This window comes from Streptomyces sp. NPDC048442 (assembly GCF_040651475.1).
In the GTDB taxonomy this organism is placed as follows: domain Bacteria; phylum Actinomycetota; class Actinomycetes; order Streptomycetales; family Streptomycetaceae; genus Streptomyces.
This window is the reverse complement of the sequence record NZ_JBEZKB010000011.1, coordinates 210,319-229,450: the sequence shown is the minus strand read 5'-3', so window position 1 is coordinate 229,450 and position 19,132 is coordinate 210,319. Positions and strand designations below refer to the sequence as shown.

The window sequence follows — 19,132 nt, the reverse complement described above, 5'->3', positions numbered from 1 at the left end:
CGCGGCGTCGTCGCCGGCCGGGGGCCCCCACTTCGCTGTGTACGGGGCTGCCCACCTGGTCGGAGCCCGGCCGTGACCGGACAGTAGAGTTTCGGCTGCGTCGTCCCCGAGCACCGAGGTACCGTCCGTGACCCCCGCAGCACCCGCACCACCCGCCCCGCCTGCGGTGACCGTCATAGGCATCGGCGCCGACGGATGGCCGGGACTGCCCGAAGCGGCACGCTCCGCCCTCCTCGGCGCACAGGTCGTGATCGGCGGCGTACGTCAGCTGGAGTTGCTGCCGCCGTCCTGCACGGGCAAGCGCGTCCCGTGGCCCTCACCGCTGCGGCCCGCCGTGCCCGGCCTGCTGGCCGCCCACCGGGGGAGCCGGATCGCCGTACTGGCCAGCGGCGACCCGATGTTCTACGGCATCGGCCGCGCACTCGCGGAAACCCTCGGCCCCGACGCCCTGCACGTACTGCCGCACCCGTCCTCCGTGTCGTACGCCTGCGCCCGCATCGGCTGGCCGCTGGAGGACACCGAGGTCGTCACCCTGGTCGGCCGCCCCACGGCCCGCCTCGCCGCTGCCCTGCACGACGGGCGCCGGGTGCTGGTCCTGAGCGCGGGCGCGGACACGCCCGCCGAGGTGGCGGCCCTGCTGCGGGACCGGGGCTTCGGCCCGAGCCGGCTGCGGGTGCTCGAACAGCTCGGCAGCGAGGAGGAGAGCTGCACCGAAGGCACTGCCGACACCTGGGCGCACCCGCCCGGCGACGCACTCAACGTCGTCGCCGTCGACTGTGCCCGCGCCCCCGGAGCGCTCCGCCTGGGAGCAGTGCCGGGACTGCCCGACGAGGCGTACGAGAACGACGGACAGCTCACCAAGCGCCACATCCGCGCCGCCACCCTCGCCACCCTCGCCCCCGCCCCCGGCGAACTCCTGTGGGACATCGGCGGCGGCTCGGGATCCATCGCGATCGAATGGCTGCGCACCCACCCGTCCTGCCGTGCGATCACCGTGGAACGCGACCCGGTACGGGCACAGCGCATCGCCCGCAACGCCGACCGGCTCGGCGTGCCCGCCCTGCGCGTCGTCACCGGCCGCGCCCCCGCCTCCCTGGCCGGACTGCCCGCACCGGACGCCGTGTTCATCGGCGGCGGACTCACCGCCCCCGGCCTCCTCGACGCCTGCTGGGACGCGCTGCCCGACGGCGGCAGGCTCGTCGCCAACACGGTCACGCTGGAGTCCGAGGCCCTCCTCGCCACCTGGCACCGCCGCCACGGCGGCGGCCTCGTACGGCTCGCGGTCGCCCACGCCGTGCCCGTCGGCGGCTTCACCGGGTGGCGCCAGGGCATGCCGGTCACCCAGTGGTCCGTCACCAAGAACCCCACCGCCCCCCTCGCAGCGACAGCCTCAGGAGACAACGCATGACCGTGTACTTCATCGGCGCAGGCCCCGGCGCGGCCGACCTGATCACGGTGCGCGGTGCACGCACCCTCGCCGCCTGCGGAGTCTGCCTGTACGCGGGCAGCCTGGTGCCTCGCGAACTGCTCGCCGAATGCCCGCACGACGCCCGCCTGGTCGACACCGCGCAGCTCGACATCGAGCAGATCACCGCCGAGCTGACCGGCGCCCACGCGGCCGGACACGACGTGGCCCGGCTGCACTCCGGCGACCCCTCGGTGTTCAGCGCCGTCAACGAGCAGATGCGCCGCCTCGACGAGGCGGGAGTGCCGTACGAGGTGATTCCCGGAGTGCCCGCCTTCGCCGCCGCGGCAGCCGCCCTCAAGAGGGAGCTGACGGTGCCCACCGTCGGCCAGACCGTCATCCTCACCCGCATCGCCCAGCGCGCCACCGCCATGCCCGAGGGCGAGGACCTGGCGACCCTGGGCCGCAGCGGCGCCCTGATGGTGCTGCACCTGGCCGCCCAGTACGTGGACAGGGTCGTCGAGGAGCTGGTGCCGCACTACGGGGCGGACTGTCCTGCGGCCGTCGTCGCCTACGCGTCCCGCCCCGACGAGATCGTGCTGCGCGGCACGCTGGACGACATTGCGGCCCAGGTGAAGGCGGCGGGGGTGCTGCGCACCGCCGTGATCATGGTCGGGCGGACGCTCGGGGCGGAGCAGTTCCACGACAGCCACCTGTACTCGCCGGCGCGTGAGCGGCACGGCTGCTGAATCGACGGGGGTCAGGGCGGGGGCAGGCCGCAGTGTGGGGCCGCCCCCTTGCCCGCCCTTCCCCAGGAGGCTAGGGAGGCTAGCGGGGTAAGGGGCAGTCTTTTAGGGGCGCGGGGAACTGCGCGACCAGCCACGACGCTCCCGCACGACGACCACCCGCCCCGGACGGCAACTCCCCGCCGCTCTCAGAGAACGTCGCTGCGCCCCACGACCGTGCCCGCCCGGTTGATGCAGATGACGTCGACCGCGACCGGCGCCCCGCGCAGTACCGACAGCGCCTCGTCCCGGGCCGCGACCGCCACCAGGTCGCCGAGCGGAATCCCGCGCGCCTGGCACAGCTGAAGCGCCGCGAGCCCCGTGTTGGCGGCCGCGATCTCCGCCGCCAGGGCCTCGTCCGCACCGCCCCGGCGGGCCAGCTCGGCCAGGAACCCCTTGTCCACCTGCGAGCGCGCCGAGTGCAGGTCCAGGTGGCCCGCGGCGAGCTTCGACAGCTTGGCGAAACCGCCGCAGACCGTCAGCCGGTCCACCGGATGGCGCCGTACGTACTTGAGCACGGCGCCCGCGAAGTCCCCCATGTCGAGCAGCGCGATCTCGGGCAGCCCGTACTCCGCCACCACCGTCTTCTCCGACGTCGACCCCGTGCAGCCCGCCACATGCGTGTGCCCGGCCGCCCGCGCCACGTCCACCCCGCGCCGGATCGAGTCGATCCACGCCGAGCAGGAGTACGGGACCACCACGCCGGTCGTGCCGAGGATGGAGAGGCCGCCCAGGATGCCCAGGCGCGGGTTCCAGGTGGAGCGGGCGATCTCCTCGCCGTGGTCCACCGACAGCGTCACCTCGACGTTGCCGGTGCCCCCGTGCTCGGCCGCGACCCGTGCGACGTGGTCGCGGATCATCTGACGGGGCACCGGGTTGACGGCCGGCTCGCCCACCTCAAGAGGCAGCCCCGGCAGCGTCACCGTGCCCACGCCGGGGCCCGCCCGGAAGACGACGCCCGAGCCCGGCGGCAGCCGGCGTACCGTCGCGCGTACCAGGGCGCCGTGCGTCACGTCGGGGTCGTCGCCCGCGTCCTTGACCACGCCCGCCATGGCCCGCTCGCCGTCCAGTTCCTCCACGGCGAGCGCGAAGGCGGGCGTCTGGCCGCGCGGCAGAGTGATCGTCACCGGGTCGGGAAAGTCCCCGGACAGCAGGGCCGTGTACGCGGCGGTGGTGGCCGCCGTCGCACAGGCACCGGTCGTCCAGCCGGACCGCAGACCGGTGTGCTTGAGTTGGGCGGTGCGCCCGCCCTGCGCCTCACCAGAGGTGGCGCCGCCCTCGTTCTTCTCGCTCATGTCACTCATGGATGGACCCGATGCACATACTCGTCCTCGGCGGCACGACGGAGGCCCGCCGTCTCGCCGAGCTCCTGGTGGACGCGCTGCCCGCCACCGCGAGGGTGACCAGCTCGCTCGCCGGACGCGTGAACAGCCCGAAGCTGCCGCCCGGCCAGGTGCGCGTCGGAGGTTTCGGCGGAGCCGAAGGCCTGGCCGCATGGCTGCGTACCCACCAGGTGGACGCGCTCATCGACGCCACCCATCCTTTCGCCGGAACGATCAGTTTCCACGCGGCCGCCGCGACCGCTGCGGCCCATGTTCCCCTGCTGGCGCTCCGCCGGCCCGGCTGGGCGGCGGGCGAAGGGGACCACTGGCACCCGGTCGGCTCACTGGCCGAAGCCGCACAGGTGCTGCCCGCACTGGGCGAGCGGGTCTTCCTGACCACCGGACGCATGGGCCTCGCAGCCTTCGCAGGCCTGGACGCACAGTGGTTCCTGATGCGGTCCGTGGACGCCCCCGACGTCCCGCACCCGGCGCGCATGGAGGTGCTGCTGGACCGCGGCCCCTTCACCCTCGACGGCGATCGGGACCTGATCCGCCGCCACCGCATAGAGGTGCTCGTGACGAAGGACAGCGGCGGCGACGCGACCGCCCCCAAGCTGACCGCCGCCCGCGAGGCCGGGATCCCGGTGGTCGTGGTGCGCCGGCCGCCGGTGCCCGCGGGCGTACCGGTGGCCGACACCCCCGAGGCGGCCGTCACCTGGCTCATCAGTGGTGACAGCCACCTCAAGAGGTGACGGTTCAGGCCTCCGGGTAGCGGCGCGGGGTCCACACGATCTGGCTCCCGTCGCCGCGCCGCACCCACTGCGTCTGCGAGGACCCGACGAGCAGGATGGTCCGCATGTCGACCTCCTCAGGCACGAGATCGCCGAGCCGCACGGTGCGTACGCTCTCCTCAGGACCGCCGACGTCCCGGCCGAGTACCACCGGGGTGTCCGGCGAACGGTGCTCCAGGAGCACGGCCTTGGCCTTGCCGACCTGCCAGGTGCGGCTGCGTGAACCGGGGTTGTACAGCGCGAGCACCAGGTCCGCCGACGCGGCGGCCCGCAGCCGCTGCGCGACGACCTCCCACGGCTTCAGCCGGTCCGAGAGCGAGATCGTCGCGTAGTCGTGGCCCAGCGGCGCACCCGCCTTCGCGGCGGCGGCGTTGGCCGCCGTCACCCCCGGCAGCACCCGTACGGGCACGTCCGCGTACTCGTCCTGCGAGGCGACCTCCAGGACGGCGGTCGCCATGGCGAACACGCCCGGGTCACCGCCCGACACCACGGCCACCCGCCGCCCGCGCCGCGCCAGGTCGAGGGCGAACTCGGCGCGCTCCGACTCCACCTTGTTGTCGGAGCCGTGCCGGACTTGCCCCGGCCGCACCGGCACCCGCGCCAGGTACGTCGTGTACCCGACCAGGTCGTCGGCCGCGGCCAGCGCACCACGCGTCTGAGGCGTCAGCCACAGCGGCCCGGCGGGCCCGGTGCCGACCACGACGACCTCACCGGTACCTGAGCGTTCCACCGGCGGCGAGGTGTGCGCGGATCCGATCCGGCTGGGCAGCACCGCCACCGCGAAGTACGGCACCGAGTCGGCGTCCACGTCGGCCAGTTCACCGGTACGTTCCCCGGCCATGGTCGCGCGCTCCACGTAGCGGGCCTCGGCCAGCCGCCCCGACGCCTCGAAGGCACCGCGCACGGCGGGGAACGTACGCCCCAGCTTCATCACCACCGCGGAGTCGGTCGCCGCCAGCCGCGCCGTCAGCTCCTCCTGAGGCAGCGTGCCGGGCAGGATCGTCAGCACCTCCTCGCCCTCGACGAGCGGGGTGCCGAGCCGGGCAGCGGCGGCGCTCACCGAGGTGACCCCGGGGATCACCTCGGTGGGGAAACGGTCCGCGAGCCGCTTGTGCATGTGCATGTACGAGCCGTAGAAGAGCGGGTCGCCCTCCGCGAGCACGGCGACGGTGCGCCCCGCGTCGAGGTGCACGGCGAGCCGGGCCGCCGCCTCCTCGTAGAACTCCTCCAGCGCGCCCCGGTAACCGCCCGGGTGGTCCGTCGTCTCCGTCGTGACGGGATAGACCAGCGCCTCCTCGACGTGGTCCGCACGGATGTGCTTCGCCGCGATGGACCGCGCTATCGACCGCCCGTGCCGGGCGCTGTGGTACGCGATCACATCGGCCTCGGCGATGATCTCCACCGCGCGTACGGTCATCAGGGAGGGGTCGCCGGGGCCGAGCCCGACTCCGTACAACCGCCCCCTGCTCTGCTCGCTCACGCTCACTCTTCCTCGCTGGCGATCGCGTTGAGCGCGGCGGCGGCCATGGCGCTGCCGCCCCGCCTGCCGCGCACGATCAGGTGCTCAAGACCGGACCCGTGCACAGCGAGGGCGTCCTTGGACTCCGCCGCGCCCACGAAACCGACCGGGACGCCGATGACGGCCGCCGGGCGCGGGGCGCCCGCCTCGATCATTTCGAGCAGTCGGAACAGCGAAGTCGGCGCGTTGCCGACGGCGACGACGGAGCCTTCGAGACGGTCGCGCCACAGCTCCATCGCGGCGGCGCTGCGGGTCGTGCCGAGCTCCTTCGCGAGGGCGGGCACCGAGGGGTCGGACAGCGTGCACAGCACGTCGTTGTCCGCGGGCAGCCGCTTGCGGGTGACGCCGCTGGCGACCATCTGCACGTCGCACAGGATGGGCGCACCGGCCCGCAGCGCGGCCCTGGCGTCGGCCACCACGTTCGGGCTGAACACGAGGTCCTGCACGAGGTCGACCATGCCGCAGGCGTGGATCATACGGACCGCGACCTGGCTGACGTCGGCGGGCAGGCCCGCCAGGTCCGCCTCGGCGCGGATCGTGGCGAAGGACTGGCGGTAGATCGCCGGTCCGTCCTTCTCGTACTGATGCACTGTGCTGTCGCTCTCTTCTGCGGATGCGGATGCGGATGCGGATGCGGTTACGGATTGCGGATACGGACGTGATGGATCGGAAGGGTGGTGCAGGCGGTGCAGCGGTGTCAGTCCCGCGTCCCGCGAGCGGCCGCCACCGTGGCGGACAACGCGTGCGAACCTCCGGGAACGAGGACCGGCTCGTCGCGGATACTGCCCCTTACGACGGCGACCTCGTGGCCCTCGGCTGTGGCGACCACGTCGACCCGGTCACCGTGCGGATGCCCGCACCGGCGCGCACACCCGGACCAGTAGACAGGAAGCGCCCCGACAGGTCCCACAGCGGCCCCCGCCAGGGCCCGTACGTCGGAGAGGGACTTCGCACAGCCGGGCCGGCCGATGCAGGCGCCGACACCGGTCCAGGGCGAGTCCGCCCCGATGACCAGACCGGCTTCGCCCAGCGCGTGCAGCGCACCGGCGGCCCGTTCCGGGGCGACCCCGGGCACGACGACGCCGCGCCACGGGGTCAGCCGCAGCGTCCCGTCACCGTGCTGCCCGGCGGTGTCCGCCAGCAGCCGCCACTGTGCCGCGGTGATACGCCCGAGGGGCACGCCCACGGACAGGGCCGCGGTGGCACGCCCCGCCCCGGTCACGATGCCGGGCCCGGGAGCCGCCGCCGCACGGGGCCGTGGGGGGCTCGGAGCGAGCTCCGCGCCGACACCGGCCGACCGCAGCGCCCGTACCACCTCCATGAGGAGCGCGTCGGCGCCGTCGGGCAGATCGGCCACCCGCCAGGTGCCCGCGTCCGGCGCACTGTCGAGGAACGTTTCGGCGGCGACCAGCGCGGCCCGCGCCGCCTGTCCGTACGGGACGAGCACCGCCTCCCGCGCCGTACCCATGCGCAGCAGCGCCCGGTCGCCGTCGTGAGCCGGGAGTTCCCCGTCGCCGCCTTGCGCCGGCAGCCTGTCGCCGCCCCGCGCCAGCAGCGTCACGTCGCCGCCCAGTGCGTCCACGTCGCCGCGGCCGTCGTCGAGAGCGAACAGGAACCGCCCCGACAGCGCCGCCGCCCGGTCGCTCCCGCACAGCAGCCCGTCGAGCTCCGACAGCCACGGACCGACGTCGGCCCGCCCCAAGTTGTCGAGTCCCGACAGGGGAGAGGCCACGATGTTCCGTACCCGCTCGTGCCGTTCGGAGGGCAGCAGCCCCGATCCGCCCAGCACCCGGGCCAGTTCGCCGCCGCAGTCCGCCGTCAGGGCGCGCAGCTGCACATTGCCGCGGGAAGTGAGGTGAATGTCACCATCGCCCCACCGCCCGGCCAACTCACCGAGCGCATCGGCCTGTCCCGCGGCCAGCACGCCACCGGGCACGCGCACCCGCGCCAGCGCCCCGTCGTCCGCGCGGTGCAGCCGCAGGGACCCCGGGCACGCGTCACCACGGGTCCTGGCAGAGCTCTCTCCCGCGGGCAGCGGCGAAATGGCAGGTGGGGACATGGCGGCGAGCATACCGACCCGCACCCGGCCGCCGTTCGACAACCGGGTGCCGCCGCCTTGACCCGGGGCCCTAATATGCCTGGTGGCGGGCCTTCGGGCCCGTTGTCGCCACCGAAGGCGACAGAGGAGGAAGCCCGGTGCGATTCCGGCGCGGTCCCGCCACTGTGAGTCCGGCCCACCGGCCGGACGAGTCAGGAACTCCTTTCCCCAAGCTCCCGGCTCCGGCCGGGCGGGGGAATCCATCGACGATCACCGCCCGGGGCGTGGACACCCCGAGGAAGGCCCGACGCCGCATGATCCTGCTCCTGTCGACGTCCGACACCGACCTGCTCAGTGCCCGTTCCTCGGACGGCCCGGTCAGCTACCGCTACGCCAACCCCTCCCGGCTCCCGCTGTCCGACCTCCCCGAGCTCCTCGACGGCACCGACCTCGTCGTCGTGCGCCTCCTCGGCGGTGTCCGCGCCTGGCAGGACGGCCTCGACCAGGTCCTCGCCACCGGCCGCCCCGTCGTCGTCCTCACCGGTGAACAGGCCCCGGACGCCCAGCTGATGGCAGCCTCCACCGTCCCCGTCGGCATCGCCGCCGAGGCCCACGCCTACCTGGCGCACGGCGGCCCCGCCAACCTGGAGCAGCTCGCCCGGTTCCTCTCCGACACCGTCCTGCTCACCGGCCACGGCTTCGAGTCGCCCGCACCCGCACCCTCATGGGGGCCGCTGGAGCGCACGGCCCGCGAGGTCGAGGGACCGACCGTCGCGGTCCTCTACTACCGCGCCCACCACATGAGCGGCAACACCGCCTTCATCGACGCCCTGTGCGGCGAGATCGAGGCCGCCGGAGCCCGGCCGCTGCCGCTGTACGTCGCCTCGCTGCGCACCCCCGAGCCCGAACTCATCGACGCACTGAGGGCCGCCGACGCCATCGTCACCACCGTCCTCGCCGCGGGCGGCACCCGCCCCGCCGAGGCATCGGCCGGCGGCGACGACGAGTCCTGGGACGCGGGCGCCCTCACCGGCCTCGACATCCCCATCCTCCAGGCGCTCTGCCTGACCAGTTCGCGCAGCGACTGGGAGGACAACGACGAGGGCGTCTCGCCGCTCGACGCGGCCAGCCAGATCGCCGTCCCCGAGTTCGACGGCCGCCTGATCACCGTCCCGTTCTCCTTCAAGGAGATCGACGAGGACGGCCTGCCCGCGTACGTCGCCGACACCGAGCGCGCCGCCCGCGTCGCCGGAATCGCCGTACGCCACGCACGACTTCGGCACATCCCCAACGCCGACAAGCGCATCGCCCTCGTCCTCTCCGCGTACCCGACGAAGCACTCCCGGATCGGCAACGCGGTCGGCCTCGACACCCCCGCCAGCGCCATCGCCCTGCTCCGCCGCCTCAAGGAGGAGGGCTACGACTTCGGTACCAAGGAGATCCCCGGCCTCGTCTCCGGCGACGGCGACGAACTGATCTACGCGCTCATCGAGGCCGGCGGCCACGACCAGGAATGGCTCACCGAGGAGCAGCTGGCCCGCAACCCGGTCCGCATCCCGGCCGCCGACTACCGGCGCTGGTTCGCGACCCTGCCCGCCGAGCTCCGCGACTCCGTCGACCAGCACTGGGGCCAGGCACCCGGCGAGATGTTCGTCGACCGCTCCGCCAACCCGGAGGGCGACATCGTGCTGGCCGCCCTGCGGTTCGGCAACCTGCTCATCCTCATCCAGCCGCCGCGCGGCTTCGGCGAGAACCCGATCGCGATCTACCACGACCCCGATCTGCCGCCGTCCCACCACTACCTGGCCGCCTACCGCTGGATCGCCGCGTCCGCCGCCGACAACGGCTTCGGCGCCGACGCGATGATCCACCTCGGCAAGCACGGCAACCTGGAGTGGCTGCCCGGCAAGAACGCCGGACTCTCCGCCGCCTGCGGCCCCGACGCCGCCCTCGGCGACATCCCCCTCATCTACCCGTTCCTGGTCAACGACCCGGGCGAGGGCACCCAGGCCAAGCGCCGCGTGCACGCCACCCTCGTCGACCACCTGGTGCCGCCGATGGCCCGCGCCGACAGCTACGGCGACATCGCCCGCCTGGAACAACTCCTCGACGAGCACGCCCAGATCGCGTCCATGGACCCGGCGAAGCTGCCCGCGATCCGCGCCCAGATCTGGACGCTCATCCAGGCCGCGAAGCTCGACCACGACCTGGGGCTGCAGGACCGCCCCGAGGACGAGGGCTTCGACGAGTTCATCATGCATCTCGACGGCTGGCTCTGCGAGATCAAGGACGTCCAGATCCGCGACGGCCTGCACGTACTCGGCGGCGCCCCCGCCGGAGCCGCCCGCGTCAACCTGGTCCTGGCGATCCTGCGCGCCCGCCAGATCTGGGGCGGCACCGCGTCCCTGCCCGGCCTGCGCGAGGCCCTCGGCCTCGACGAGTCCGCCGCGCGGCGCACCGCCGCCGACGAGATCGAGGAGCAGGCCAGGACCCTCGTACAGGCGATGGAGGACGCCGACTGGGACCCGTCCGCAGTCGCCGGCGTCGCTGCCGGCCAGCCGCAGTCGGTCGCCGACATCCTCGACTTCGCCGCCCGCGAGGTCGTCCCGCGCCTGGCCGCCACCACCGACGAACTCACCCACGCCGTCCACGCGTTGAACGGCGGCTTCGTCCCGGCAGGCCCCTCGGGATCCCCGCTCCGCGGCCTCGTCAACGTCCTGCCGACCGGCCGCAACTTCTACTCCGTCGACCCCAAGGCCGTGCCCTCCAAGCTCGCCTGGGAGACCGGCCAGGCCCTCGCCGACTCCCTCGTGGAGCGGTACAGGGCCGACAACGGCGAGTGGCCCACCTCCGTCGGCCTCTCCCTCTGGGGTACGAGCGCCATGCGCACGGCCGGCGACGACATCGCAGAAGCCTTCGCGCTCCTCGGCGTCCGCCCCGTCTGGGACGACGCCTCGCGCCGCGTCACCGGCCTCGAAGCGATCCCGACCGCCGAACTCGGCCGCCCCCGCATCGACGTCACCCTGCGCATCTCGGGCTTCTTCCGCGACGCGTTCCCGCACACCATCGGCCTCCTCGACGACGCGGTCCGCCTCGCCGCGTCCCTGGAGGAGCCCGACGACATCAACTACGTACGCGCCCACACCCAGGCCGACCTCGCCGAACACGGCGACGAACGCCGCGCCACCACCCGCATCTTCGGCTCCCGCCCCGGCACGTACGGCGCGGGCCTCCTCCAGCTGATCGACTCCCGCGACTGGCGCACCGACGCCGACCTCGCCGAGGTCTACACGGTCTGGGGCGGCTACGCCTACGGCCGCGAACTCGACGGCCGCCCGGCCCGCGAGGAGATGGAAACGGCGTACAAGCGCATCGAGGTCGCGGCCAAGAACACCGACACCCGCGAACACGACATCGCCGACTCGGACGACTACTTCCAGTACCACGGCGGCATGGTCGCCACCGTCCGCGCGCTCAAGGGCAAGGCTCCCCAGGCGTACATCGGCGACTCCACCCGCCCCGAGACGGTCCGTACCCGCACCCTCGTCGAGGAGACCTCCCGGGTCTTCCGCGCCCGCGTTGTCAACCCCAAGTGGATCGAGGCGATGCGCCGCCACGGCTACAAGGGCGCCTTCGAGCTCGCCGCCACCGTCGACTACCTCTTCGGGTACGACGCGACGACCGGCGTGGTCGCCGACTGGATGTACGACAAGCTCACCGAGACGTACGTCCTGGACCCGACCAACCGCGAGTTCCTCAAGGAAGCCAACCCCTGGGCGCTGCACGGCATCGCCGAGCGCCTTCTGGAGGCCGAGTCCCGCGGCATGTGGGCCAAGCCCGACCCGGCGATCCTGGACGCGCTGCGCAAGGCGTACCTGGAGACCGAGGGCGACCTGGAGGGCGAGGACTGAGCAGTACGCGGCAGGGACCGGGCATCCGGTCCCTGCCCCTGCCCCTGGGGCGCCCTACGTCTCGGCGCGTCGCAGTGAGGCAGGCGTACGCCCGGTGAAGTCCCGCGCGGTACGGGTGAGATGGGCCTGGTCGGCGAAGCCCGCGGTGGCCGCGGCCAGGGCGACGGTCGAGTCCGGCAGGCCTGCGACCGCGGTGCGGAGCCGGCCCCACCTGCGCAGGTGCGCAAGCCCGATGCCCACGTCCCGCCGGACCAGGGCGCGCAGCCGCGGGTCCGACAGGCCGACCTCGACGGCGACGGAGGCGAGGGGCGTGTCCGGATCGCGCCACGTACACAGGTGGACGGCGTGGGCGACCCTCGGATCGAGCGGGGACGGACGCCCCGCGAGTGCCCGCAGCTCGGCGTATCCGGCGGCCAGGTCCACGCAGGTGCCGGGGCCTTCGGAATCGGTGGTGCCGAGCGCGGCGAGCAGCCGGCGGACCTCGCCCGCATCGAGCCGTACCGGCCCCGGGCAGGAGGGCAGCAGCCAGGAGTCGACGAACAGGGCGACGTAGGGAGAGGTCGCCGCACAGGCGTGGGCCAGCCGGGGCGGAACGATCAGCCCGTGCGCCACCACCAAGGGCCTTCCCGGCCGGCGGAGTTGGGCGTGCCCGCCGATCGGCAGCACGGCCTTCCACGCGGGCAGCCGGTGCGGGGCCACCCGGAACGGGCGCGACTCGGCGAACACCGTCGCCCCGGGGCCGGAGGCGAAGACGGTGCGGCGATCGTTCTGTTCAAGAACCCAGGCGCGAGGTGAATGGATCATCGTGCCATGCACGCTATCGCTGCCGTCGCCCTGGCGGTCTTCCTGGTCGCCACGGGGGTCATGCACTTCCTGACTCCCGGCTACTTCCGCACGCTGATACCCGCACGGCTCGGCCAAAAACGGCTGCTCGTCGCCGTCAGCGGCGCGGCGGAGGTCGTCGTGGGCGCGCTGGTACTGGTTCCGGCCGGCAGACAGGCCGGTGGCTGGGCCGCCGCCACCCTGATCACCTGTTACCTCATCTCCCACCTGGACGCGCTGCGCCGGGCCCACCCGGCCCGACCCCGGCTGCTGGAACGGCCGGCCGGTGCGCTGGCCCGGCTGGCGGTGAACGTCCTGTACATCGCCTGGGCGGCAGCGGTGGCCGCATCCGCCTGACGTACGCGTTCCTGGGGGAGGCCCTTGCCGGGCTGTTGTAGCAGCGTACGGATCATGCCTGCTTCCTTGGTCCTCCGGTACGAATCTTCCGCCGCGGATCTCCTCTAGCTTCGATTGCATGCCTCTTGGAAGGAATCGAAGGTGACCGGAGATCTGCACAGCCGCGCGGTCGTTGCCGACACGCACAACGACCTGCTCATGGCGGTGGTGGAGCGGCCCCCGCACCGGTGGGCGGAGTTCTTCCGCGAGCGGTGGCTGCCGCAGCTGCTGGAGGGCGGGGTGAACATCCAGGTGCTGCCCGTCTTCGTGGACGACCAGTTCCGGCCGGAGGGCGCGCTGCGCCGCACCCTGCGGATGATCGAGTGCGCGCACGTCCTGGCAGAGGGCAACGCCGAGCACGTGCGGCTCTGTCTGGACGGCGACGACATCGACGCCGCTCTCGCGCAGGGCCGTATCGCGCTGGTGCTCGCGCTGGAGAGCGCACCGGGCGTCGACGCGGACGTGGAGCTGTTCCGTACGCTGCACCGGCTCGGCGTACGGGTCGCCTCGATCGCGCACTGGGGGCGCTCGCCGCTCGGCGACGGCAGCGGCGAGGACGCGACCGGCAGCAGGCTGACCGGCGCCGGTGTGCGGGCGTTGCGCGAACTGGAGCGCCTCGGCGTCATGTTCGACATATCCCATCTCGGGGCGGCCGGGGTGGCGCACGTGCTGGAGCTGGCGAGCCGCCCGCTGATCGCCTCGCACTCCGCGGCCCGCGCGCTGTGCGACCACCACCGCAACCTCACCGACGAGCAGATCCGGGGCGTGGCGGCGACCGGCGGTGTCGTCTGCGTCAACTTCGTACCGGACTTCCTGGCGGCCGACCGGGAGTCGCGGACCATCGAGCGGATCGCCGACCACATCGAGTACATCGCCGAACTGGTCGGCTTCGCACACGTGGGCATCGGCCCGGACTTCGTACGGGAGGTGCTGGAAGACGTCACGCCGCCGTGCTGCGACGGCTACGGCTACGACGGGGTGGCGATGGACCTTTCCCTTCCAGGAATGGACGGGCCCGCACAACTGCCCGCACTTACAGAGGTATTGGCCAAGCGCGGGCTCGCCGAGGACAGCATCCGCGCGGTACTCGGCGGCAACGTTCAGCGGGTCTTCCGCGCCGAGCTGGGCAGGGCCCGATGAGCGGGGCGGGGCAGGACGCGACGAGCGGGGCGGATCAGGGGCAGCGGCTCTCCGCGATGCTCGCGGACCTGGAGGAACTGGTCGTCTGCGAGTCCTTCTCGGCGGACCTCGACGCGGTCGCCCGCAGCGCGGATCTGGTGGCCGCGCAGGGCGCCCGGCACCTGGGGGCCGAACCGGAGCGCATCGTCGTCGACGGCGTCACGCACCTGCGGTGGACGTTCGGCGCCCCTCGGGTGCTGCTGCTCGGGCATCACGACACCGTGTGGCCGACGGGGTCGCTGGCCACCCACCCCTGGTCGGTGACCGACGGCGTGGCACGCGGGCCCGGCATCTTCGACATGAAGGCGGGGCTGGTGCAGATGTTCCACGCGCTGGCCTCACTGCCCTCGCTGGACGGGGTGTGCGTGCTGGTCACCGGGGACGAGGAAGTCGGCTCGGACACGTCGCGGGCCCTGATCGAGGAGACCGCCCGGAGCTGCGCGGCGACCTTCGTACTGGAGGCGTCCGCCGACGGCGGGGCGCTGAAGACGGGCCGCAAGGGCACCTCCGGCTACGAGTTGGTGGTGCACGGGAGGGCCGCCCACTCCGGGCTCGAACCGGAGAAGGGCGTCAACGCGGCGATCGAGGCCGCACACCTGACCCTCGCCCTGGACGAGGTGGCGGCGGACGTCAACGTCGACGCGGCCGAGGGCTGGTGCACCACGGTGACGCCGACGGTGGTGGCCGCAGGCTCGACCACCAACACGGTCCCGGCGACGGCGACGGTCAGCGTGGACGTCCGCGTGCCGACGCTCGCGGCCCAGGCGAAGGTCGACGTGGCGCTGCACGCACTGACGACCACCGTGCCGGGAGCACGCCTTGAGGTGCGGGGAGGCCCCAACAGGCCACCGCTGGAGGAGAGTGCGTCCGCAGACCTGTTCCGACGGGCGAGCGCCGTCGCCCAGCGGCAGGGCCTTTTGCCGCTGTCGTCGGCAGCGGTCGGCGGGGCGTCCGACGGGAACTTCACCGCCGGGCTCGGCTGCCCGACCCTGGACGGCCTGGGCGCCGTCGGCGGGGGAGCGCACGCCGACCATGAGCATGTGATCGTCGCCGAAATGCCGGTACGGGCGCGGCTGCTCGCCGCCCTGGTCGCCGAGGTCGCCGGGCACGCCGGGCACGCCGGGCACGCCGGGGTCGCCGGGGTCGCCGGGGTCGCCGGGGTCGCCAGGCACGCCGAGGCCGACGGGGTCGCCGAGGCCGACGGGGGCGTCCGATGAGCGCGCCGGAAGTGCGCGAGCTGCACGACCTGGCAGACCTGGAAGCCGTCGACGCGCTCTTCGAGCGGATCTGGGGCTCCGCGCCGGGCGCCTCGCCCGTGGGCGTCGAGCAGATGCGGGCCCTCTCGCACGCGGGCAACTACGTCGCCGGCGCCTACACGGACGGCGAGTTGACCGGCGCGTCGGTGGCCTTCTTCGCCGCCCCCGTCGGCCGGGTACTGCACTCGCACGTCACCGGCGCGCTGCCCGGCCACCGGGCGGGCCTCGCCCTCAAACTCCATCAGCGCGAGTGGGCTCTGGCCCGCGGTCTGTCCCGGATCACCTGGACGTACGACCCGCTGGTGCGCCGCAACGCCCACTTCAACCTGACCAAGCTCGGCGCGCGCCCGGTCGAGTACCTGCCGTGCTTCTACGGGGCGATGGACGACGCCATCAACGGCGGCGACGAGTCTGACCGGGCCCTCATCTCCTGGGAACTGGCCGCCCCCACCGCCTCGTTGCCCGTGCCCGCCGACGCGGTCACTGCCCTGGCCGTACGGGACGGACGTCCCGCCGTCGGCCGCCTCGACGGGCAGACCCTGCTGGTCGAGGTCCCGCCCGACATCGAAGGGCTGCGCCGCACCGACCCGGGGGCGGCCAAGGAATGGCGTCTCGCGATGCGCGAGGTGCTCGGCGGTCTGCTCGCCGAAGGCGCCCGCGTCACCGGCTTCCACGACCGCACCTGCTACGTCGTCACGCGTGACACGACCGCGTGACACGACCGCGTGACACGACCGCGTGACACCACTGCGTGACCCCCCACTCCCTTCCCTACGGAGCCTGCACCCCATGAAGATCACCGGAATCGAACTGCGCCGGATCGCGATGCCGCTGAAGGCACCGTTCCGTACCTCCTTCGGCGTGGAAACCGCACGAGACGTCCTCCTCGTACGCGTCGTCACCCCGGACGGCGAGGGCTGGGGCGAGTGCGTCGCGATGTCGGAGCCCCGCTACTGCTCCGAGTACGTCGACGGGGCCGCCGACGTCCTGCGCCGCTTCCTGATACCCGCGCTGCCCGAAGCGGCGGACGCCCACGCCGTCAAGCGGGCCCTGAAGCCCTTCAAGGGCCACAAGATGGCCAAGGCCGCCCTGGAGACGGCCGTACTGGACGCCCAACTCCGCGCCACCGGCCAGTCCTTCGGCGGCTACCTCGGCGCGGCACGCGACCGGGTCCCGTGCGGGGTGTCGGTCGGCATCATGGACTCGGTCCCCGAACTCCTCGACTCCGTCGGCGGGTTCGTCGACGAGGGCTACGTACGCATCAAGCTGAAGATCGAGCCGGGCTGGGACGTGGCCCCGGTGCGCGCCGTCCGCGAGCGCTTCGGCGACGACCTGCTCCTCCAGGTCGACGCCAACGCCGCGTACACCCTGGCCGACGCACGCCAGCTCTCCAAGCTGGACGCCTTCGACCTCCTGCTGATCGAGCAGCCGCTCGCCGACGACGACCTCGTCCAGCACGCGGCCCTCGCCCGCCAACTCCGTACGCCGGTCTGCCTGGACGAGTCGATCGAGTCCGTCGAGGACGCGGCGGCCGCCATCACGCTGGGCGCCGCCTCGGTCATCAACATCAAGCCCGGCCGGGTCGGCGGCTACCTGGAAGCCAAGGCCATCCACGACCTGTGCGTCGCCCACGGCGTCCCGGTGTGGTGCGGCGGCATGCTGGAAACCGGCCTCGGCCGCGCCGCCAACGTCGCCCTGGCCGCACTGCCCGGCTTCACCCTCCCCGGCGACACCTCCGGCTCCAGCCGCTACTTCGCCACCGACGTCACCGCCCCCTTCGAACTCACCGACGGACACCTCGACGTGCCCACCGGGCCGGGCCTGGGCGTGGAACCGGTCACCGGCTTCCTGGACGAAGTGACCACCTCCAGCGAGTGGATCAAGCTCTAGAACCCCGGACGTGCGGCACGGTGGCGACCGTCGACCCGGAGCCCGCAGGGCCGCCGTGGCGGCGGTGGGACGACGTGGGAGCGGACGCAAGCGGTGCGGTGACCTCGCCGGGGACACGCGCGGGGCCGTGGCCCTCCGCGACGGGCCTCAGGCCAGGCTGAGCCGCAGCATCAGCGCGAACCGCACCGACGGGTCCTGCAGGTCGACCTCCGCCACCTCGGCGACCCGTCGGATGCGGTAGCGGAACGTGTTCGGGTGGACGAACACGTGCGCCGACGCGGCCGGAATGTCCCCGAACGCGTCCAGCCACGCGCGCAGCGTCTCGACCAGGTGGGACCCGTGCCGGGCGTCGTACGCCGTCAGGCGGGAGACCGGGCCCGCCGGCTCGTCCCCGTGCACCGCCACCAGGTCGCGCAGCTCCAGCAGCAGCGAATCGATGTAGACATCGTCGATCGACGCGACCCGCCTGTGCGTACGACCGCTCAGCAGCACCCGCAGCGTACGGTCGGCGCTGGTCCGTGAACGCCCCAGCGCCGACGGTTCGCCGGCCACCGAGCCGATGCCGATGACCGCCCGCGCCCGCTGCCCCGCACGGTCCATGAAGTTGCCCGCGATCTGCGCCGCCCGCTCCCGCCCGGCCGCCGGATCGGCCGGGACGGGGACGATCGCGTACGCCACGTCACCCAGCAGCGCGAGCGCGGAACGCGGCTGCACCGCGTCGAGGTGAATGCCCAGGGCGCTGGTCAGCCGCTCCCGCTCGGCCGCGACCTGGGCGTGGTCGCCGCTCTGCCCGGACAGGCCCAGGGCCATCACCACCGTGGGTTCGCGCACCAGACCCAGCCGGTCGAGCGCGTCCGCCGCACCCGCGCCGCCCTCCAGGACGGTGCTCACCAGGTCGGCCCGCAGCCGGTTCTGCGCGTCGGCGCCCGCCCGGTGGCGCAGCAGATGCAGGGCGACCAGCTTCGCCGCGTCCTGGAACGCCTGCTCGCGGTCGGGCGTCAGCGGCTCCCGCACCGCCGCCCACACCGACCCGAGGAACTCGTCACCGGCCCGCACCGCGACGGCCACCCGGGGTATCGCGGCCTCGCCCTCGTCGACGGCGGCCGGAGCGATGTGCACAGGACGGTCACTGCGGTACAGCTCGCCGAACACCCCCCGGCCCTCCAGGATCCGCAGGTACCCGTCCGGCACCCTGCGCGCGAGGATGGTGGCCACCCGGGCCTGGTCGGCCTCGTCCTGCCGGCCCGAGAACGCGAGGATCCGCGAGCGGCGGTCCTCGATCGTGATGGGCGCGTCCAGCAGTGTCGCCACGGCGTTGGCCACCGCGAACAGGTCGCCCGACGGCACACCGCCCAGCGTCTGCACCCCCGCCTCCCCGACGTCCCCCTCGGTGAGCAACATCCGCAGAAGGGCGGTCAGTTGGGACCAGGAGGCACCCGGCGTGAGGGTGATCAGCGCCACCCCAGAAGCGGCCGAAGCCTCGGCGAGCGACTCGTCCCGCTCCACCGGCCCGCGCACCACGAGGGCGGCCGCGCCGTGGGCGCCCAGGTCGCGCAGGAGGCCGGCGATCTCCCGCAGCCCGTAGACGGCCACGCCCAGGACGATGGCGTGGGAGGGGTACGCGGCCTCGTCCCTTGGATCGTGAATGACCACGCCGCCGATGTCACCGGCCGGCTGTGGACGGCCGTGCACGAGATCCAGCAGGGTGGGGCCGAAGTCGTCGAGCACGCGGCCCAGACTCGTCCGGGGACTTGTCGGCATGTCACTGATCACCGCATCAGGGTAGGACGCGGGGGGTACCGCTTCCGTCCACAGATT

Annotated in this window: 15 protein-coding genes and 1 riboswitch; of the genes, 9 read left to right on the top strand and 6 right to left on the bottom strand. The window is 73.3% G+C overall.

What is annotated here, in order from left to right; genetic code table 11:
- Nucleotides 1-127: 127 nt before the first annotated feature.
- On the top strand, nucleotides 128-1,408 hold the full coding sequence (gene cbiE, locus AB0D18_RS19235; protein ID WP_362419457.1) for a precorrin-6y C5,15-methyltransferase (decarboxylating) subunit CbiE: 1,281 nt from the start codon (nucleotides 128-130) through the stop codon (nucleotides 1,406-1,408).
- Nucleotides 1,405-2,154, top strand: coding sequence for a precorrin-4 C(11)-methyltransferase (gene cobM, locus AB0D18_RS19230; RefSeq protein WP_362419454.1), 750 nt, complete (start codon nucleotides 1,405-1,407; stop codon nucleotides 2,152-2,154). The genes cbiE and cobM overlap by 4 nt, the downstream gene beginning before the upstream one ends.
- Nucleotides 2,155-2,339: 185 nt before the next feature.
- On the opposite strand, the gene AB0D18_RS19225 is transcribed toward cobM, so the two are convergent.
- Nucleotides 2,340-3,494 (bottom strand): cobalt-precorrin-5B (C(1))-methyltransferase, encoded by a 1,155-nt coding sequence (locus AB0D18_RS19225; protein WP_362419451.1) that lies wholly within the window; start codon nucleotides 3,492-3,494, stop codon nucleotides 2,340-2,342.
- Between the two features lie 11 nt (nucleotides 3,495-3,505).
- Between AB0D18_RS19225 and AB0D18_RS19220 the strand changes: the two genes are divergently transcribed.
- Nucleotides 3,506-4,264 carry a cobalt-precorrin-6A reductase gene (locus AB0D18_RS19220; RefSeq protein ID WP_362419448.1) on the top strand — a complete coding sequence of 253 codons (759 nt, stop codon included), beginning with the start codon at nucleotides 3,506-3,508 and terminating at the stop codon, nucleotides 4,262-4,264.
- Between the two features lie 4 nt (nucleotides 4,265-4,268).
- Here AB0D18_RS19220 and AB0D18_RS19215 read toward each other — a convergent pair whose 3' ends face one another.
- The 3 genes from AB0D18_RS19215 to AB0D18_RS19205 all read right to left on the bottom strand — a co-directional run bounded on the left by AB0D18_RS19215 (nucleotide 4,269) and on the right by AB0D18_RS19205 (nucleotide 7,893).
- Nucleotides 4,269-5,789 (bottom strand): precorrin-2 C(20)-methyltransferase, encoded by a 1,521-nt coding sequence (locus tag AB0D18_RS19215; protein ID WP_362419445.1) that lies wholly within the window; start codon nucleotides 5,787-5,789, stop codon nucleotides 4,269-4,271.
- A complete protein-coding gene (locus AB0D18_RS19210) occupies nucleotides 5,786-6,412 on the bottom strand; it encodes a precorrin-8X methylmutase (protein WP_362419442.1) in 627 nt (208 codons plus the stop codon). Before AB0D18_RS19210 ends, AB0D18_RS19215 begins: the two co-directional genes overlap by 4 nt.
- Before the next feature lie 107 nt (nucleotides 6,413-6,519).
- A complete protein-coding gene (locus AB0D18_RS19205) occupies nucleotides 6,520-7,893 on the bottom strand; it encodes a hypothetical protein (protein WP_362419439.1) in 1,374 nt (457 codons plus the stop codon).
- A 77-nt stretch (nucleotides 7,894-7,970) separates the two neighbouring features.
- Nucleotides 7,971-8,098, top strand: a riboswitch (cobalamin riboswitch).
- Nucleotides 8,099-8,174: 76 nt separating this feature from the next.
- On the opposite strand from AB0D18_RS19205, the gene cobN reads away from it, so the two are divergent.
- On the top strand, nucleotides 8,175-11,771 hold the full coding sequence (gene cobN, locus AB0D18_RS19200) for a cobaltochelatase subunit CobN (protein ID WP_362419436.1): 3,597 nt from the start codon (nucleotides 8,175-8,177) through the stop codon (nucleotides 11,769-11,771).
- Nucleotides 11,772-11,825: 54 nt separating this feature from the next.
- On the opposite strand, the gene AB0D18_RS19195 is transcribed toward cobN, so the two are convergent.
- On the bottom strand, nucleotides 11,826-12,575 hold the full coding sequence (locus tag AB0D18_RS19195; protein WP_362419432.1) for a helix-turn-helix domain-containing protein: 750 nt from the start codon (nucleotides 12,573-12,575) through the stop codon (nucleotides 11,826-11,828).
- A 6-nt stretch (nucleotides 12,576-12,581) separates the two neighbouring features.
- Here AB0D18_RS19195 and AB0D18_RS19190 point away from each other — a divergent pair, with 6 nt between their 5' ends.
- The 5 genes from AB0D18_RS19190 to menC all read left to right on the top strand — a co-directional run bounded on the left by AB0D18_RS19190 (nucleotide 12,582) and on the right by menC (nucleotide 17,314).
- Nucleotides 12,582-12,950 carry a hypothetical protein gene (locus AB0D18_RS19190; protein ID WP_362419429.1) on the top strand — a complete coding sequence of 123 codons (369 nt, stop codon included), beginning with the start codon at nucleotides 12,582-12,584 and terminating at the stop codon, nucleotides 12,948-12,950.
- A gap of 141 nt (nucleotides 12,951-13,091) precedes the next feature.
- A complete protein-coding gene (locus tag AB0D18_RS19185; protein ID WP_362419426.1) occupies nucleotides 13,092-14,129 on the top strand; it encodes a membrane dipeptidase in 1,038 nt (345 codons plus the stop codon).
- Nucleotides 14,126-15,385: a M20 family metallopeptidase gene (locus AB0D18_RS19180; RefSeq protein ID WP_362419423.1), complete on the top strand. Its 1,260-nt coding sequence runs from the start codon at nucleotides 14,126-14,128 to the stop codon at nucleotides 15,383-15,385. The genes AB0D18_RS19185 and AB0D18_RS19180 overlap by 4 nt, the downstream gene beginning before the upstream one ends.
- Complete coding sequence (locus AB0D18_RS19175) at nucleotides 15,382-16,140, top strand: GNAT family N-acetyltransferase (RefSeq protein WP_362419420.1); 759 nt, start codon at nucleotides 15,382-15,384, stop codon at nucleotides 16,138-16,140. Before AB0D18_RS19180 ends, AB0D18_RS19175 begins: the two co-directional genes overlap by 4 nt.
- A 73-nt stretch (nucleotides 16,141-16,213) precedes the next feature.
- Nucleotides 16,214-17,314, top strand: a complete 1,101-nt coding sequence (gene menC / locus AB0D18_RS19170; RefSeq protein WP_362419417.1) for an o-succinylbenzoate synthase — start codon at nucleotides 16,214-16,216, stop codon at nucleotides 17,312-17,314.
- Nucleotides 17,315-17,461: 147 nt separating this feature from the next.
- On the opposite strand, the gene AB0D18_RS19165 is transcribed toward menC, so the two are convergent.
- Nucleotides 17,462-19,075: a helix-turn-helix domain-containing protein gene (locus AB0D18_RS19165; protein ID WP_362419414.1), complete on the bottom strand. Its 1,614-nt coding sequence runs from the start codon at nucleotides 19,073-19,075 to the stop codon at nucleotides 17,462-17,464.
- Nucleotides 19,076-19,132 lie beyond the last annotated feature (57 nt).

Coding starts and splice junctions, on each gene's coding strand:
- cobM (WP_362419454.1), top strand. CDS start 1,405: ATGACCGTGTACTTCATCGGCGCAGGCCCCGGCGCGGCCGACCTGATC.
- AB0D18_RS19225 (WP_362419451.1), bottom strand. CDS start 3,494: ATGAGTGACATGAGCGAGAAGAACGAGGGCGGCGCCACCTCTGGTGAG.
- AB0D18_RS19220 (WP_362419448.1), top strand. CDS start 3,506: ATGCACATACTCGTCCTCGGCGGCACGACGGAGGCCCGCCGTCTCGCC.
- AB0D18_RS19205 (WP_362419439.1), bottom strand. CDS start 7,893: ATGCTCGCCGCCATGTCCCCACCTGCCATTTCGCCGCTGCCCGCGGGA.
- cobN (WP_362419436.1), top strand. CDS start 8,175: ATGATCCTGCTCCTGTCGACGTCCGACACCGACCTGCTCAGTGCCCGT.
- AB0D18_RS19195 (WP_362419432.1), bottom strand. CDS start 12,575: ATGATCCATTCACCTCGCGCCTGGGTTCTTGAACAGAACGATCGCCGC.
- AB0D18_RS19190 (WP_362419429.1), top strand. CDS start 12,582: ATGCACGCTATCGCTGCCGTCGCCCTGGCGGTCTTCCTGGTCGCCACG.
- AB0D18_RS19180 (WP_362419423.1), top strand. CDS start 14,126: ATGAGCGGGGCGGGGCAGGACGCGACGAGCGGGGCGGATCAGGGGCAG.
- AB0D18_RS19175 (WP_362419420.1), top strand. CDS start 15,382: ATGAGCGCGCCGGAAGTGCGCGAGCTGCACGACCTGGCAGACCTGGAA.
- menC (WP_362419417.1), top strand. CDS start 16,214: ATGAAGATCACCGGAATCGAACTGCGCCGGATCGCGATGCCGCTGAAG.
- AB0D18_RS19165 (WP_362419414.1), bottom strand. CDS start 19,075: ATGCCGACAAGTCCCCGGACGAGTCTGGGCCGCGTGCTCGACGACTTC.